The 13827-nt window shown below is 45.5% G+C and carries 16 protein-coding genes and 1 pseudogene; 12 read left to right on the top strand and 5 right to left on the bottom strand.

The window, feature by feature from the left end; translation table 11 throughout:
• The first annotated feature begins 197 nt into the window (after positions 1-197).
• Positions 198-3839, top strand: coding sequence for a YobI family P-loop NTPase (locus SK38_RS08035; RefSeq protein WP_048235583.1), 3642 nt, complete (start codon positions 198-200; stop codon positions 3837-3839).
• A gap of 173 nt (positions 3840-4012) precedes the next feature.
• Here the strand turns inward: SK38_RS08035 and SK38_RS08030 are convergent, their stop codons facing one another.
• The 3 genes and pseudogenes from SK38_RS08030 to SK38_RS24705 all read right to left on the bottom strand — a co-directional run.
• Complete coding sequence (locus SK38_RS08030; RefSeq protein WP_048216592.1) at positions 4013-5140, bottom strand: site-specific integrase; 1128 nt, start codon at positions 5138-5140, stop codon at positions 4013-4015.
• Positions 5121-5366, bottom strand: coding sequence for an excisionase (locus SK38_RS08025; RefSeq protein WP_048216591.1), 246 nt, complete (start codon positions 5364-5366; stop codon positions 5121-5123). Before SK38_RS08025 ends, SK38_RS08030 begins: the two co-directional genes overlap by 20 nt.
• A 30-nt stretch (positions 5367-5396) precedes the next feature.
• A pseudogene (locus tag SK38_RS24705) lies at positions 5397-5576 on the bottom strand (hypothetical protein); the annotation flags it as partial.
• Between the two features lie 173 nt (positions 5577-5749).
• Here SK38_RS24705 and SK38_RS24955 point away from each other — a divergent pair.
• Positions 5750-6238: a hypothetical protein gene (locus tag SK38_RS24955; protein WP_231587311.1), complete on the top strand. Its 489-nt coding sequence runs from the start codon at positions 5750-5752 to the stop codon at positions 6236-6238.
• A 215-nt stretch (positions 6239-6453) separates the two neighbouring features.
• Here the strand turns inward: SK38_RS24955 and SK38_RS08015 are convergent, their stop codons facing one another.
• Positions 6454-7080 carry a LexA family protein gene (locus SK38_RS08015; RefSeq protein WP_048235582.1) on the bottom strand — a complete coding sequence of 209 codons (627 nt, stop codon included), beginning with the start codon at positions 7078-7080 and terminating at the stop codon, positions 6454-6456.
• Positions 7081-7180: 100 nt separating this feature from the next.
• Between SK38_RS08015 and SK38_RS23815 the strand changes: the two genes are divergently transcribed.
• From SK38_RS23815 to SK38_RS07965, 10 genes are all read left to right on the top strand, one after another.
• Entirely contained in the window at positions 7181-7381 is a 201-nt protein-coding gene (locus tag SK38_RS23815) for a Cro/CI family transcriptional regulator (protein ID WP_075553040.1), read from the top strand.
• Positions 7382-7418: 37 nt separating this feature from the next.
• Complete coding sequence (locus tag SK38_RS08010; protein WP_156183267.1) at positions 7419-7970, top strand: YmfL family putative regulatory protein; 552 nt, start codon at positions 7419-7421, stop codon at positions 7968-7970.
• A 229-nt stretch (positions 7971-8199) separates the two neighbouring features.
• Positions 8200-8424 carry a hypothetical protein gene (locus tag SK38_RS25185; RefSeq protein ID WP_048235579.1) on the top strand — a complete coding sequence of 75 codons (225 nt, stop codon included), beginning with the start codon at positions 8200-8202 and terminating at the stop codon, positions 8422-8424.
• Positions 8421-9410, top strand: a complete 990-nt coding sequence (locus tag SK38_RS07995) for a helix-turn-helix domain-containing protein (protein WP_075553039.1) — start codon at positions 8421-8423, stop codon at positions 9408-9410. Before SK38_RS25185 ends, SK38_RS07995 begins: the two co-directional genes overlap by 4 nt.
• A 2-nt stretch (positions 9411-9412) precedes the next feature.
• Positions 9413-9880 carry a PerC family transcriptional regulator gene (locus SK38_RS07990; RefSeq protein WP_048235577.1) on the top strand — a complete coding sequence of 156 codons (468 nt, stop codon included), beginning with the start codon at positions 9413-9415 and terminating at the stop codon, positions 9878-9880.
• Positions 9877-10200: a LexA family protein gene (locus SK38_RS07985; protein WP_048235576.1), complete on the top strand. Its 324-nt coding sequence runs from the start codon at positions 9877-9879 to the stop codon at positions 10198-10200. The genes SK38_RS07990 and SK38_RS07985 overlap by 4 nt, the downstream gene beginning before the upstream one ends.
• Entirely contained in the window at positions 10197-10589 is a 393-nt protein-coding gene (locus SK38_RS07980; RefSeq protein WP_048235575.1) for a RusA family crossover junction endodeoxyribonuclease, read from the top strand. Before SK38_RS07985 ends, SK38_RS07980 begins: the two co-directional genes overlap by 4 nt.
• 15 nt (positions 10590-10604) lie before the next feature.
• Positions 10605-11402: a KilA-N domain-containing protein gene (locus SK38_RS07975; RefSeq protein WP_048235574.1), complete on the top strand. Its 798-nt coding sequence runs from the start codon at positions 10605-10607 to the stop codon at positions 11400-11402.
• A gap of 7 nt (positions 11403-11409) precedes the next feature.
• Positions 11410-12399 carry a DUF968 domain-containing protein gene (locus SK38_RS07970; protein ID WP_075553038.1) on the top strand — a complete coding sequence of 330 codons (990 nt, stop codon included), beginning with the start codon at positions 11410-11412 and terminating at the stop codon, positions 12397-12399.
• A 17-nt stretch (positions 12400-12416) separates the two neighbouring features.
• Complete coding sequence (locus SK38_RS07965) at positions 12417-12761, top strand: antiterminator Q family protein (RefSeq protein ID WP_048235572.1); 345 nt, start codon at positions 12417-12419, stop codon at positions 12759-12761.
• A 34-nt stretch (positions 12762-12795) separates the two neighbouring features.
• On the opposite strand, the gene SK38_RS07960 is transcribed toward SK38_RS07965, so the two are convergent.
• Positions 12796-13680, bottom strand: coding sequence for an ion channel (locus SK38_RS07960; RefSeq protein WP_048235571.1), 885 nt, complete (start codon positions 13678-13680; stop codon positions 12796-12798).
• Positions 13681-13827: the final 147 nt, after the last annotated feature.

Below are 13827 nucleotides of genomic sequence, written 5' to 3'. Positions count from 1 at the left end.
TGTCTGAGACATACATTTCTATTTTATGTTTTAAGTACGAAGTAATAGGTTGTCAGTCAACAAAAAATGAATCAGCATGGTTTATGGGATACGATTAAACTTTTTATCTGATGTGAATTCTAGACGAAGCGACATGTTAGACTATTAAAACATGAGAGTGGTACGGGACTAATTTTTAATGGAGAAAATGTATCCACATGAGCGTTAATCAAAATACCACCATTGGTGAATCTTGGGGGCTCGTATCGCTTACTCCGGAGTATATTGAGGCAGAACATGTTGGTTACGTTGCGGCTATTGAAGAAGCCCTTTCTGATGAACAAATCCGCAATATTGCGTTATCCGGAAATTACGGTGTTGGAAAGAGCAGCATCTTGCAAGAGGTTGCTAGGCGGCAAGATGGTAGGGTAGTTGAGATTTCTCTGTCAACGCTATCGCCGATCGAGGTATCAAAGCTTGATGATTCAGTGCCAAAGCAAGCAACTACTCCGACAAACCGTATACAGCAGGAAATAGTAAAACAGCTGCTCTATCGTGAGGAGCCGAGTAAAACCCCCGGTTCCCGCTTTCGGCGGATTGAACGCTTTCGATGGGAAAGGGAAATTTGGTTAGCTGCATTGATGGGATTTGTAGTTTGTATCATTTTCTTGTTGACTGGGTGGACAGTTAAAATTGTTTCGTCGATTCCTCCCCTGAAAGACATAGGTGCTTGGAAGCATGCACTCATTTTTGCAGCGGCGACAGGGAGTGCATTTTTTGTTCGCTGGCGTTTTTATGGGAAGCTTCATATCAAGCAGTTTTCAGCGGGCTCGGCTACGGTTACCTTAGACGACAACTCTGTAACATACTTCGATCAGTATCTTGATGAGATAGTCTATTTCTTTGAGGTATCAGAGCGTAATATTGTTATTTTTGAAGATATTGATCGCTTCAATGACTCACATATTTTTGAGACGCTTCGCGCTTTGAATACTTTGCTTAATGCGTCGCCACAGATTACAAAACCTATCCGTTTTATCTATGCCATTAAAGACAGTATTTTCGATTATATTACCTTGAAAGATGAAGGTCGTAGACTTGAAGAGGACATCCTTGCTATTGACGATCCTGCATTAGTTGAGGTAGTACGCGCCAACCGAACTAAATTCTTTGACTTGATTATTCCGGTGGTTCCTTTCATTACACACCGGAGCGCTAGAAATCTAGCAGTGCAGCAACTTGGCCAAATGGAATATGAAGTAGCAACTGAACTTATAGACTTAGCGGCTCAATATGTCCCAGATATGCGGTTGCTTAAGAATGTTCGTAACGAGTTTGTTATATTCCGAGACAGAATTTTTTCTGGTGATGGCGAAGAGCTTAACCTTAATAAAACAGATTTATTCGCGATGGTGCTCTATAAAAACACTCATCTTACGGACTTTGAGTCGATTAGACTTGGTAAGAGTAAGCTGGATATTCTATACAAAGTTAGTCGCGAGATGGTGAGCGAGAATATCAAGAAGCTAGAAGATGAACGCACAGTACTTCGTCAACAGCTTGATAAAATAAATGGAGCGGTCCTACGCAGCGAACAATTGGGTGTGCGACTAATTGCTCATATTGAGCGAACAGCAAATGCAGTTAATTACCAATTCTATAATGCATCGTATTCGTTTGAGGGGGTTGCATTATCTAAAGATGAACTCAGCGGAGTGCGGTTCTGGACAGATTTTGTATCAGCCAAAGATAACCCTATTCTTCACTTTCGTAACCGCCAGCATCAAGTGATGGATTTTACCCGTGATAACCTTGCATCCGCCCTTGGTGACCCACTAGATTCAAAACTATGGGATGCAAAAGAACGAGAGAGCATTATTGACGAAATTGAAGAAAAAAATGCGGATATTAAATTTTTACGCAGTGCAGATCTCGGTGATTTAGTTAAACATCCAGAATTCTTGGTTACATATAAAGAAATTAAACAGCCCCTCGAAACAATAGCATTGCTGTTGCTGAAACCGGGATTAGCTTACCAGCTCGTGCGTGCTGGATACATCAATAGAAACTTCACCTTATATACATCAACGTTCCATGGTGATCGGGTGAGCCCTGCTGCCACTAACTTTATTATTCATCATGTTGAAAGTGATCTGATGGATGTGTACTTCGAGCTTACTCCAGAAGATGTTGATGCAGTTGTACGTGAGAGAGGCAAGGAGGCCCTGAAAGAATCAGCTATGTATAATATTGCTATTCTTGATCACTTGTTGGCGTGTGACATAGGCTTGGCTGACATTATGATCCGTTCTTTGTTAGATTTTCGGGAGAACTCTGAACGGTTTATAAAGGCATATCTCGCGACAGGAGAACAGTGCCAGCGATTCATTGAGCGCTTTACGATTGTCTATTCGAGAATAATATCCTATCTTGTGAACCATACTGATCTAGATGACGTGTCTCGCCTGCAGTTTGTGAATATTGCATTAAACTCATTACCACCCCTAAAACAGCGCACAGATTCAGCAGCATCACAGTATCTAAAGGTTCACTATACCGAGTTCGACGTGCTTACTTCTGAAGCAACTACGCAACTCAAGGCTGAGCGCATTGGAATGCTTTTCGCGGAATCACATATTATTGTTCCCCATCTTCAGCCGTTGAATCGACAGATTCGTTTGTCATTTGTTTCGCATAATTTGTATGAAGTCTCGTATGAGAACCTTGTAATTGCCATTAATAACACAAAAACTGTAGCGCTTGACGTTATCAATGCGAGAAATAAGACCGTATACGGTTATGTGCTTGGGCATTTGAGTAAATATTTGGAGGCAATTGCTGGAGTATCGGTGACAATCGATGCAACTGAGAACTTTATTGCTGTAATCGAAGATGTGATCGAACAGGAACCATCTCTTCTTAGTATCGTGATCGAGCATGCAGCTTCAAGTTGTGAGGTTGTGGATCTCGTTGAGATCTCCAAGGAAGCATGGAATGCATTGGCCGACCATCGCCGTTTCCCAGCAACATTCAGTAATGTTAGCCGTTACGTCGAATCATTTGGTTGCGTAGACGTTCAACTGGCTAAAGTACTGGCTACATCAGGAAAGATTGCTGAGGTTAATACAGCTGAAGATGAGTCAAAAGCTATATTAGCCGTAGCAATTTTAGCGGCTAAAGAGCAACTTCCGAGCGCAACTCTGCGTGTAGAATTAGTTACGAGTTTGGATTTGCATTATTTCCTCGATACTAGAGATGTAATGGTTGAAGTCGGCGCTCTCTTCTCGCTACTGCTCAAGTACAACATCATTGCGGATGAAGCTGAATCATATGAGCTTCTTTCTGCAACTGATTGGCCGACGCGAAGGGATTACATTCTTGAGTCGAAGAAGTTTGCAGAGTATATGACACCTCAGTTGGTGCACACCGACTTGGCTGAGCTTTTGGAAGATCATGCAATTGACATCGCAATTAAAAATCTAATTGTTGAACAAGCTGCAGAATACATAGAAGATGCAAATCTTGAAGGTATTAAAAAACTTGCACGATTCGCTTCGTTGCATGGAAAGGTTTGCCAACCATCTATTGTGTATAAAATGGCGCAAGAGGGAGTTTCAGCACAACTGATTATATTGCTGTTGGAACCTCATTTGGGATCGATTAGCCGTGAACAGCTTTTTTCAATCTTAAAGTTACTTGGCGGTGATTATGCAAGGCTGACTGAGGTTGGTTACGACAAACCGCGCATCCCAAATACTCCTGCCGATCTTTCACTGCTTGAGCGTCTCAAACAGGACGGAATTGTTGGAAAATATGATGAGAATGAATCACTGATTAAGGTGAACAAAAAATACAAATAGTATCGTTTTGTTCAAAAACGAATTCTAATTCTATTAGAGCTGTTTCCGAACAGAGACAGATTGTTTGTCCTCCTCAGCCACGGCATTACAATATGTGTACGTGGCTTGAAACACGATGATATTTTCAGCCCAGTAAGTTGGGGAATAAATTTGCCATGCTAGAGATTACAATTTTATAACGCCACCTTTACCCAGCTTTTACCTCGATTGTCATGATAGCGGTCAGTTTGCTGTTGTGTTTTATGACCAAGCAGTTTTTGAGTATCTAATCCCTGTTCTTTATAAAGACGCTCAGATAGAGAGCGTTGTTCATGAAACGTAGCGGGGGTACCTTCACCCCAGTCGATCCCAGCCAGATCTCTTGCCTTACTAAAATTCATTGTTAATGTATTCGATTTAACTTGAGCACCGCGTTCTGCCTGTGAAGTTGACCGGAAAAAATGTACTAAGTATGGGCTGATTGCATAGTCACGGCAGCGGGCTACTACATCGCGTAAACTCCAGTTAATCGCATTGAGACGAAGAGAAAGCGGGATGGCGATTTTGCTCCCGGTTTTTTCCTGGATGATGTGAAGATGATCATCCCAAATATCGCTAAATTTCATACGTGAGATATCACCTAATCGCTGACCGGTAACCAGTGCTAACAGCATGGCATTCCCCATATAACGATGACTCGCATCTGCGATATCAAAGATTTTTTGCCATTCTTCAAGACTTAACCGTTGTCGGGTAATTTTTCTTCTGGGCTGTTTGGTGGCTAATGCAGGGTTATAACCAGGGGGGACTTCCCCGTAGTGTTGTGCCTCTTTGAATACATCAATTAGAACGGAGCGGACTACTTGCGCCATTCTCGGTTGCCCGGCAGCGATATACTCGTCAAGCAATTGTGCGATATCCCTTACATCAACGGCTGAAATCAACTTCATTCCTGCTCGTTCCCTGAGCAAGGATACTGGTTTGGCTTTCTGCTTATAGGTGTTGAGTCTTATATCACCACTTTTCAGCCTGTCATCCTGGATCGCTTGGTAGCGATCTAACCAAGTTGACGTTGTGATCGCTTTTCCTTTGCTGGTTGCGATCCTGTCACTGATAGCAAGAATCTGCCGAGTCCTTTGCTCGGCAAGTCGCGTGTTAGCTTCAGTAGCTATAGCGATGGCTTCTGCTTCGTTCGTTCCCAGCGCATGAAATTTTCCTGTTACTGGATGCTTATATCGCCAATAGACTTTATTTACCTTTCTGCTGTAAAGGGGATATAAGTTTGGGACTGAAACATTATTCTTACGCGGTCTGGCTGCCATCACTCAAAATCCGTTGCAAAAGTAATGAGTCATTTTTCTTGATTACTGGAGTTACCAACTCCCCAACTAACTCGGCGTCCTCGCGCACTCGCCATAACCGACCTTGTTTCATGGCCGGTGGACAAAATAAATTCTGCTTAGCATAACGACGCAATGTGGACACGCTTGGAGGATTGCTTCTGTATTTTTCAGTAGCCCATTCTTCAAGAGTTAACATTTGAAGCATATGCGATCACCTTATTACTTCACTAACTGTTCAGTCTCTGCATATCGACCCTGCACGGTCGGTTAGTTTCTCCACAAAACAGAGAAGAGCACCTGTGGCCACAACTATTAGGATGGATCGGGTTATGACACCGTCATCCGGGGATACTCTTCTCTGTTTTGTAAAAAGGGCGGTACCAGAAAGGACTAAGGAAAAAACTGGTACCGCCAAAGCAGCGGCTGTTGTTACTGGATTATTAGCAACGCTAAAGGCTCTCATTCCTGAAAACACTTAGCTGTTGTGTGCCTGCTTTTAGCCACATCAGGCAAGGTGGACCTGGTTATTCCCCAACAACAAGGATTCGGTTAATCTGGATATCCCCAACAACGAGCAGAGTATTCAACGTGATAGCTGAACTGTCTGCGGCTATGGCCGCTATAAAGGAGACTGCTGGTCTCGCTAAGGTTATTAATGACGCGAAAACGGATGCAGAAGTTAAAGCTGCAACCATTGAACTCCAGAACAAACTAATCACGCTTCAGGCGGAGTGCTTCTCTCTTGGTGATGTGATCCGTCTTCGTGACGAAGAGGCTGCGCGTCTTAAAGCAAAAATCGCAGAATTTGAAGATTTCGAAAACAAGGCTGAAGGATATGTCTTGAATCAGCTTGAATCCGGTTCTTTTGTTTACTCGAAGGAGCAAATAGTGGGTGGTGCGGAGATTACTGTGCACCTTTGCCCTAATTGTTTTACAAACCAGAAAATATCAATATTGCAGCCTACGAGCACATCATGGGCAGAACGTTACACACACTCTGTGTGCCCATCATGTAAGACAGATCTAAAAATGAATCGGAAACCAAACCCACCAGATAATCGAACTATAGGTCTGTGAGCGGGATATCCAGATTGTTAAAGAGCGAAGCGTCCGATAGGGCGCTTTATGGTTACTAACGAATCATCCCGACTTCGTATTCCCAGGTGGCCACTTCGTCGGCGTCCTGCTTGTGTGCTATCAATGTGACTTAAATCTAATTTAACTTAGCTTTAATGGCAAGTGGTAACACCAAACTTTTCTTAGCTTGGTGTTATAAGATGAAGAGAGGGGGATTAGAGTTCGTATTGAACGCCTTTGACTACACCAATAATTTGGCAGTTACCATTGATAGGGATGTTGGGGTAACGGGGATTCAATGGAACTAAAAACTTTTGAGGGCCATCAATAACCAATTTTTTGACAGTGGCTTCGTTTGTTCCATCAAGTCGTGCTATGACGATTTTTCCATGACGAGGTTCTGCATCAGGATCAACAATCACTGTTGCACCTTCTGGAATTGTTGGAAGCCCATTAGGGTTTGTCATGGAATCCCCTTTAACCTCTAATGCAAATGAGCTATCACCGATTTTTAAAGATGTCTCTACCCACTTGTCTACTTCACCAAACACTTCTGCTGCCTTGCATTCTGTAAACTGACCGGCTTGAACCCAAGAGATTACCGGAAGCCTACGCATGTTCGTAATAAGCTTGCCTTCAAACTCGGCACCATAAAGGATGTAATCTATTGACGTATTGAAGAACTTTGCCAGTTTTGAAAGGGCCTCTCCGCCGGGGGCATTAATGTCCTTCTCCCAGTACCCCACAGCAACATCACTTACACCACAAAATTTACCCAACTCTTTTTGGGAGGTTCGGGTCATTTTTCTTAGGGTTTTTATACGCTGACCAACCGTTTCCATAGGGGCACCATTATTATTAAGAGCTAAGTAATCTTAGATTTTATTGACCTAAGATAAATTGATTATTAGTATCTAATAAAACTTAGTTTTTGGGGGCGATATGACAACTGACGATATTGAAAACTACTTCGGTAGCATTGAAAAAGTTGCTGCCTTTTTCGGCATTACAACTGAGGCTGTATATCAGTGGAGAAACCGACCTGGTCAGTTAATTCCAAAAGGGCGCGCAGCTGAAGCTGCGTACAGAACGTGTGGGCGATTGCCATTTCGACCAGAACTTTATGAACAATCTAATGGATAAGTTGAATAACGGTAACCACAAAAGAATGGAGCCTACCGTGGGTAAACATCACTGGAAAGTAGAAAAACAGCCTGAGTGGTATGTGAAGGCTGTCAGGAAAACTATCGCGGCGCTGCCAGGGGGATATGCAGAAGCCGCTGACTGGCTGGATGTAACAGAGAACGCGCTCTTTAATCGCCTCCGCGCAGACGGCGATCAGATCTTCCCACTTGGTTGGGCAATGGTTTTACAACGTGCTGGTGGTACTCACCATATTGCTGATGCTGTAGCGCAATCTGCGAATGGTGTCTTTGTATCACTTCCGGAAATTGAGGAAGTGGAGAACGCTGATATCAACCAGCGTCTGCTGGAAGCAATCGAACAGGTTGGAAGCTACTCAAAGCAAATACGTTTAGCAATCGAAGATGGGGTGGTGGAGCTTCATGAACGGATAGCCATCAACGATGAGCTTTTCCGGGCTATTACGAAGCTGCAGGAACACGCCACGCTGGTCTACAAGATTTTTTGTGCCCCAGAAAGTAATGACGCCCACGAGTGTGCAGCTCTGGGCGCCGTGGCGTGTCGTGACTGTGGAGAAACTAACGCATGAACAGTTTAACGGCAAATAACTTTGTGTCGCAACAGCTGGTGGTCGGCATGGCTGTACACCAGTTGTTACGGCATGAATGCAGATTATCAAATGGCCAGGTCATTAGTAACCACAGAGGACACGGTCAGGCTGTGGGCCAGAATCATCTGTATGACTGCATCAATGACGCTACGGCGCGTGCCCGTCTCATCAATCTATTACCGAACCCTTCCGAGGTAAGGGGACGCAAATGATCAGGAAGATTATTAACCGTTTCACCAGTCAGTATCGTGATTGTCCTTGTGAAGGACAGTGGTATGCCACAAGCCGTGGTCAAGTTATGCGTGTCAGTCTTGTTGATACTGAAAGCCAAAAGGTGGTTTGCGAACTATTGGGACGCGATTACACCCTCAGCTATCCGCTCATTGCGTTTCTTTCCGGGAGGAACTTTAAACGTATTGGAGGTGCAGCGTGAGTAGCAAGCTGCATGGCCTCGTATGGGAGGGATGTGCCTTTACGGGCATGATTTTGTCCAGGGTTGCGGTGATGGCTCGTCTTGCTGATTACAGTAATGACGAGGGCTTGTCATGGCCTGCTGTGGAAACTATCCGCCGCCAGATTGGCGCAAAAAGTGAATCAACCGTTAAGTCGGCGATAGCAGAGCTTGAGAAAGACGGCTGGCTCACAAAGAGGGTGCGTAAAGCAGGTGGCCGCAATCTGAGCAATATCTATCAAATCAATGTCGAGAAGCTCGAAGCTGCGGCGGCGGCTGCACGTGAAGCATACAGACCGAAAAGAAAAGTTAACCGGGTAAAAACTGACCCGTCAAATTTTGACCCCTCAATGATTAGCCCGTCAAAAATTGACCCCTCAAATTTTGATGGGTCAACGGTTGATAAAAATGCCCGGGTTAGGGGGGCAATGGTTGACCCCGATCCGTCAGTATTAAAACCAGATCCGTCAGATAAAAACACTTCTCGTCCGGACGCTTCGCTACCGGACCAGCAGACGGCTGACCAGGCGTTTTTAACCCGGCATCCGGACGCTGTCGTGTTCAGCCCCAAAAAGCGCCAGTGGGGAACGCACGCTGATTTGACCTGCGCGCAGTGGCTCTGGAAAAAAATCATCGCCCTGTACGAACAGGCCGCCGAGAGTGACGGTGAACTGGTTCGTCCGAAAGAACCGAACTGGACAGCCTGGGCAAACGAAATCCGCCTGATGTGCGTTCAGGACGGGCGTACTCACAAGCAAATCTGCGAGATGTACAGCAGGGTCAGCCGTGACCCGTTCTGGTGCCGTAACGTGCTTAGCCCGTCTAAGTTGCGAGAAAAGTGGGACGAGTTATCTCTGCGCTTGTCGCCAGCCAACGTTGCTCGCGGTGAACACCGTGAAGATCCGTTTTTCAAGTCCAACTACGACAGCGTGGATTACAGCCAGGTCCCAGCAGGGTTCAGGGGGTGAGTATGAGTCTAATGGCAGATGTTCAAAAATTTATTGAGGAAAACCCGGGCTGCACTTCCAGCGACATCGCAAACGCTTTTGAAAGTTATCCGCGGCGGTGCGTTTTGCAGACCGCAAGCAAGTTACGCCAGAGCGGGCGCGTTGCTCATCGCTACGAAGGTGAGACACACAGGCATTATGCACTGCACGAGGAACCAATCGCTGCAACCAAACCGGTGCGGAATTGCTATACCGGCACCAATGACCCCCGGGTGATTTTGCGGCTGACCCGTAAGGCCGAAGAGCTTGAGTCGAAGGGGCTCTACCGACGCGCAGCAACGGTCTGGATGGAGGCATTCTGCGAGAGCCATTCTCAGCCGGAGCGAAACAAATTCCTGCAACGCCGTGAGCGGTGTTTACGTAAAAGCAAAAGGATCGTTGTGTCGGCTGATGGATGGTATCTGTCAGGGAACTATGTGGGGGCCGAATGACTGTGTTAACCCAACGCCAGCAGCAGGTGCTGGATATGCTGATTTCTTACCAGAAAGAGCGTGGTTTTCCGCCAACCAATCAGGAACTCGCCACCATGCTGGGTTGCCGCTCGGTGAATGCTGCTGTGGAACAGCTCCGCGCACTGGAGAAAAAAGGCGTCATCACGATAAAGCGTGGTGTGGCGCGGGGAATAACGCTTCACACAGCAGCGGTAGAAGACAACGAAGCTGCCGGGATTATCCGCGCATTACTTGCCAACGAAGAGAACGCGAAATTACGTGCGATCCATTGGCTACATGAACGGGGAGTGAAGGTATGAAACTGACTTTGCCATTTCCGCCCAGCGTGAACACTTACTGGCGGCATCCCAATAAAGGACCGTTTGCAGGACGAAACCTGATAAGTGCGGTAGGGCGTAAATTCCAGAGTGCAGCGTGCGAAGCCATCATTGAGCAATTACGTCGTCTACCGAAACCAACGACAGCACCAGCATCAGTGGAAATCGTGTTGTTTCCTCCGGACAACCGGATCCGCGATCTGGACAACTATAACAAAGCGCTGTTTGACGCGCTGACCCACGCGGGTGTGTGGGAGGACGACAGCCAGGTGAAAAGAATGCTGGTGGAGTGGGGGCCGGTTATCCCGAAAGGGAAGGTTGAGATAACTATCAGCAGGTTCGAAAAAACGGCGGGTGCAGCCGCCAGATAGTAGGAGAAACAAAGCATGAATAATTTGATGATCATTGATGGTATCGAAGTTCGTCGTGATGCTTATGGTCGATACAGTCTTAATGATCTGCACCGCGCAGCTGGCTCTCTGGATAAACATAAACCTACGTTCTGGCTCCGTAATGAGCAAACAGGACGCTTAATTAGCGAGTTGCAAATTAGCAACTTGGTCAACATGGACCCGGTTAGCGTTATTCATGGCGGAAATAACCGGGGGACGTATGTCTGCAAAGAACTGGTGTACTCCTATGCAATGTGGATCAGCCCGTCATTCCATTTAAAGGTGATTCGCACCTTCGACCAGGTAACGAGTGCTCCGGAAAAGTCATCGGGTATGGCAGCCGATAAGATACAGGCGGGGGTGATTCTGCTGGGTTTTATGCGCAAAGAGTTAAACCTGTCCAATTCATCGGTACTGGGCGCATGCCAGAAACTCCAGGATGCTGCTGGCCTGCCAAATCTGACTCCGCAGTATGCCATTGATGTTCCTGTTGGCGCGCCGGATGGCTCCAGCCGTCCAACTCTTTCACTGAGCGCGCTGCTGAAACAGCACGGTATTCGCATAACGGCAAACCAGGTATATCACCAGTTGGCGAAGCTGGGGATTGTTGAACATCGTGAGCGATACAGCCGAACAGGAATCAACGGCATTAAAAAATTTTGGTCACTGACGGCGAAGGGCTGCATGTTCGGCAAGAACATCACCAGTCCGGCAAACCCGCGCGAGACTCAGCCGCATTTCTTCGAGTCCAGATTCCCTGAGCTGTTAAAGCTGCTTGAGACCGTTCATTGAGGTAATCGTGAGAGCGTTACTGACTCCTGAAATTGCCCCGCGTATGGAGATTGTATTGTTCAGGCCCGGTTCAGAGCTGATGCCCCTGTTTATGCAGGGGCGTGTCCTGCTGGAGCCAGAGCCGGAGCGTTATTCATCTTTTGCCAGTGGTGCCGTTCCGGCGGCATCACAACCATTAGCTGAGGATCCCGTTATTCGGGAGGTTTTCCGCAATGAATCTGTTATTCGTCGAGCTGGTGGAGTAGAGAGCCTTGAAAGCTGGTTGCTTCGGGAGAAAGGTTGTCAGTGGCCGCATTCTGACTGGCACAGTGGGCACGTGACAACAATGCGTCACGCTCCAGGGGCGCTCCGATTGTGCTGGCATTGCGATAACCAGCTGCGCGATCAGTTCACCGAACGGCTGGAATCAATGGCAACGGATAACTGTGCTCGCTGGGTGCTGTCTGTTGTTCGTCGGGATCTCGGTTTTGATGATAACCATGTCGTTACGCTACCGGAACTGTGCTGGTGGCTGGTTCGTTATGAACTGGCTGATGTTCTGCCGGAAAGCGCAGCCTGTAAGGCCCTCAGAATGCCAGAGCCAGTAGTTCAATCGGTAACCCGTGAAAGTGACCTGGTGCCCTCGGTCCCTGCCACCAGCATTGTCCAGGATAAAGCGAAAAAGGTTCTGGCGCTGAAGGTTGCTCCTGAGTCACCAGAGTCATTTATGTTACGCCCAAAACGTCGCCGTTGGGTTAACGAGAAGTACACGCGCTGGGTTAAGACTCAGCCGTGTGCATGTTGCGGAAAGCCCGCCGATGATCCCCACCACCTGATAGGCCACGGTCATGGGGGGATGGGAACAAAAGCGCATGATCTCTTTGTGATGCCTTTGTGCAGAAAGCATCACGACGAACTGCATGCGGACACTGTGGCATTTGAAGAGAAGTATGGCTCCCAACTGGAGCTGATATTTCGTTTTATTGATCGCGCGCTGGCGATTGGCGTGTTGGCCTGATTTTGTGGAGAAAATTGATGCGTGATATGTATGAAGTGATGGATCGTTGGGGAGCCTGGGCGGCTTCAGAGAACAGCGGGGTGGACTGGCAGCCGATAGCGGCAGGTTTCAAGGGACTTTTACCACATGGTAAAAAGTCACGCCTCAAGTGTGATGATGATGAAGGCATCATGATAGACGGCTGTGTTGCCTGCCTGCGGAAATATAAGCCAGACGAATATGAGCTGATCATTGCCCACTTTGTGATTGGTATTTCACTCCGTACAATCGCGAAGAAGCGGAAATGTTCAGATGGTACTATAAGGAAAGAACTGCAAACTGCACTAGGATTTTTGAATGGAACTTTATTATTATTAAGTTAATATTAAAGCAAGCCCTCATTTTTGAGGGCCTTATTTATTTTTTGGATAAAAATCTTTGGGTTACATTAGCTAAAACTATTATTGATAGTAATAGTTGCACGCAAACTAAAAATCTGATACATCTTGAGTTTGCTAATAAATCACCAAAGGTTGTCGTTGTAGATATTCCTATGCTATAAAATAAAAAATCAAAAAAATTAAGCTCATCTTTTTTGAGTTTATCCAACATGGATTGAGATTTATTTCTTATTTCCATTATTTTTGTTTCGTTGTTTATTATTTTTTCTCTTGTTCTCTCAATTTCTTTAGTGGTCGCATCAAATTCTTTACTGATTGCCGGATCGTTAAAATTGCCGAAATTAGATAAGATATAGACATTAGCATCATTCTCTTTATACGCTATTTCAAGATTTATTTTGGCTATTTCTACATCTTTGTCGGCCAGCATAATGTTAATCTGACTTTCATTTGTTTTGTTTTTTAAAGAAGATATGGTAGCACGTTCATTATTTTTAATGACAAGCGTTTCGTGTAAATCTTTCAAACGGTCTTCTTTGTATTTTTCTGTGTTCTTGCCCCGCGCTATTGATTGCTTTTCACTAATTTCTTTTAATTTTTTTTGCTGTTGAGATAATGTTTGTTCAAGTTCTAAATTTTCAATATTTATCTTATTGAATTGATTTGTAAGTGTTAAGATTTGCTCTGAAAATACTTCTCTTGAAACACTGGCTGTGGCTTCTTTTTTCACCTCATTGTTCGCATATGCTAAACTAATAGCATCATATACAGGTGTAGAGTTGAGTGCATTGTTTTTTACGAAAGAATCTGGACTGACAATCCAAGCAACATTATATATTAAGGCAAAAACTATAATAATTACTGTATAAGCTATTGCTGGATGTTTTTGGATGAATTTCATTGTATTGGTAACATAATGGTTTGATTACGTTTTTATACTTTAACAAAAATGCTAACGCGTACGCAAAAACTATTGTATCGTGTTAAGAGTGGTTCCTTTGCCGCACAGCTTAAACCCGCCGCCAGGCGGGCTTTTTTGGGTCTGAAA

Origin of the sequence: Citrobacter sp. MGH110, from assembly GCF_001037515.1 — a bacterium.
Lineage (GTDB): Bacteria > Pseudomonadota > Gammaproteobacteria > Enterobacterales > Enterobacteriaceae > Citrobacter > Citrobacter portucalensis.
This window is presented reverse-complemented; position numbering and strand designations above follow the sequence as displayed.

Bases quoted from the DNA above. Each gene is read 5' to 3' on its own strand.
- SK38_RS08030 (WP_048216592.1), bottom strand. From the start codon at position 5,140: ATGGCAGCCAGACCGCGTAAGAATAATGTTTCAGTCCCAAACTTATAT.
- SK38_RS07990 (WP_048235577.1), top strand. From the start codon at position 9,413: ATGAGTCTAATGGCAGATGTTCAAAAATTTATTGAGGAAAACCCGGGC.
- SK38_RS08025 (WP_048216591.1), bottom strand. From the start codon at position 5,366: ATGCTTCAAATGTTAACTCTTGAAGAATGGGCTACTGAAAAATACAGA.
- SK38_RS25185 (WP_048235579.1), top strand. From the start codon at position 8,200: ATGATCAGGAAGATTATTAACCGTTTCACCAGTCAGTATCGTGATTGT.
- SK38_RS08035 (WP_048235583.1), top strand. From the start codon at position 198: ATGAGCGTTAATCAAAATACCACCATTGGTGAATCTTGGGGGCTCGTA.
- SK38_RS23815 (WP_075553040.1), top strand. From the start codon at position 7,181: ATGACAACTGACGATATTGAAAACTACTTCGGTAGCATTGAAAAAGTT.
- SK38_RS07960 (WP_048235571.1), bottom strand. From the start codon at position 13,680: ATGAAATTCATCCAAAAACATCCAGCAATAGCTTATACAGTAATTATT.
- SK38_RS07985 (WP_048235576.1), top strand. From the start codon at position 9,877: ATGACTGTGTTAACCCAACGCCAGCAGCAGGTGCTGGATATGCTGATT.
- SK38_RS07975 (WP_048235574.1), top strand. From the start codon at position 10,605: ATGAATAATTTGATGATCATTGATGGTATCGAAGTTCGTCGTGATGCT.
- SK38_RS07965 (WP_048235572.1), top strand. From the start codon at position 12,417: ATGCGTGATATGTATGAAGTGATGGATCGTTGGGGAGCCTGGGCGGCT.
- SK38_RS07980 (WP_048235575.1), top strand. From the start codon at position 10,197: ATGAAACTGACTTTGCCATTTCCGCCCAGCGTGAACACTTACTGGCGG.
- SK38_RS08015 (WP_048235582.1), bottom strand. From the start codon at position 7,080: ATGGAAACGGTTGGTCAGCGTATAAAAACCCTAAGAAAAATGACCCGA.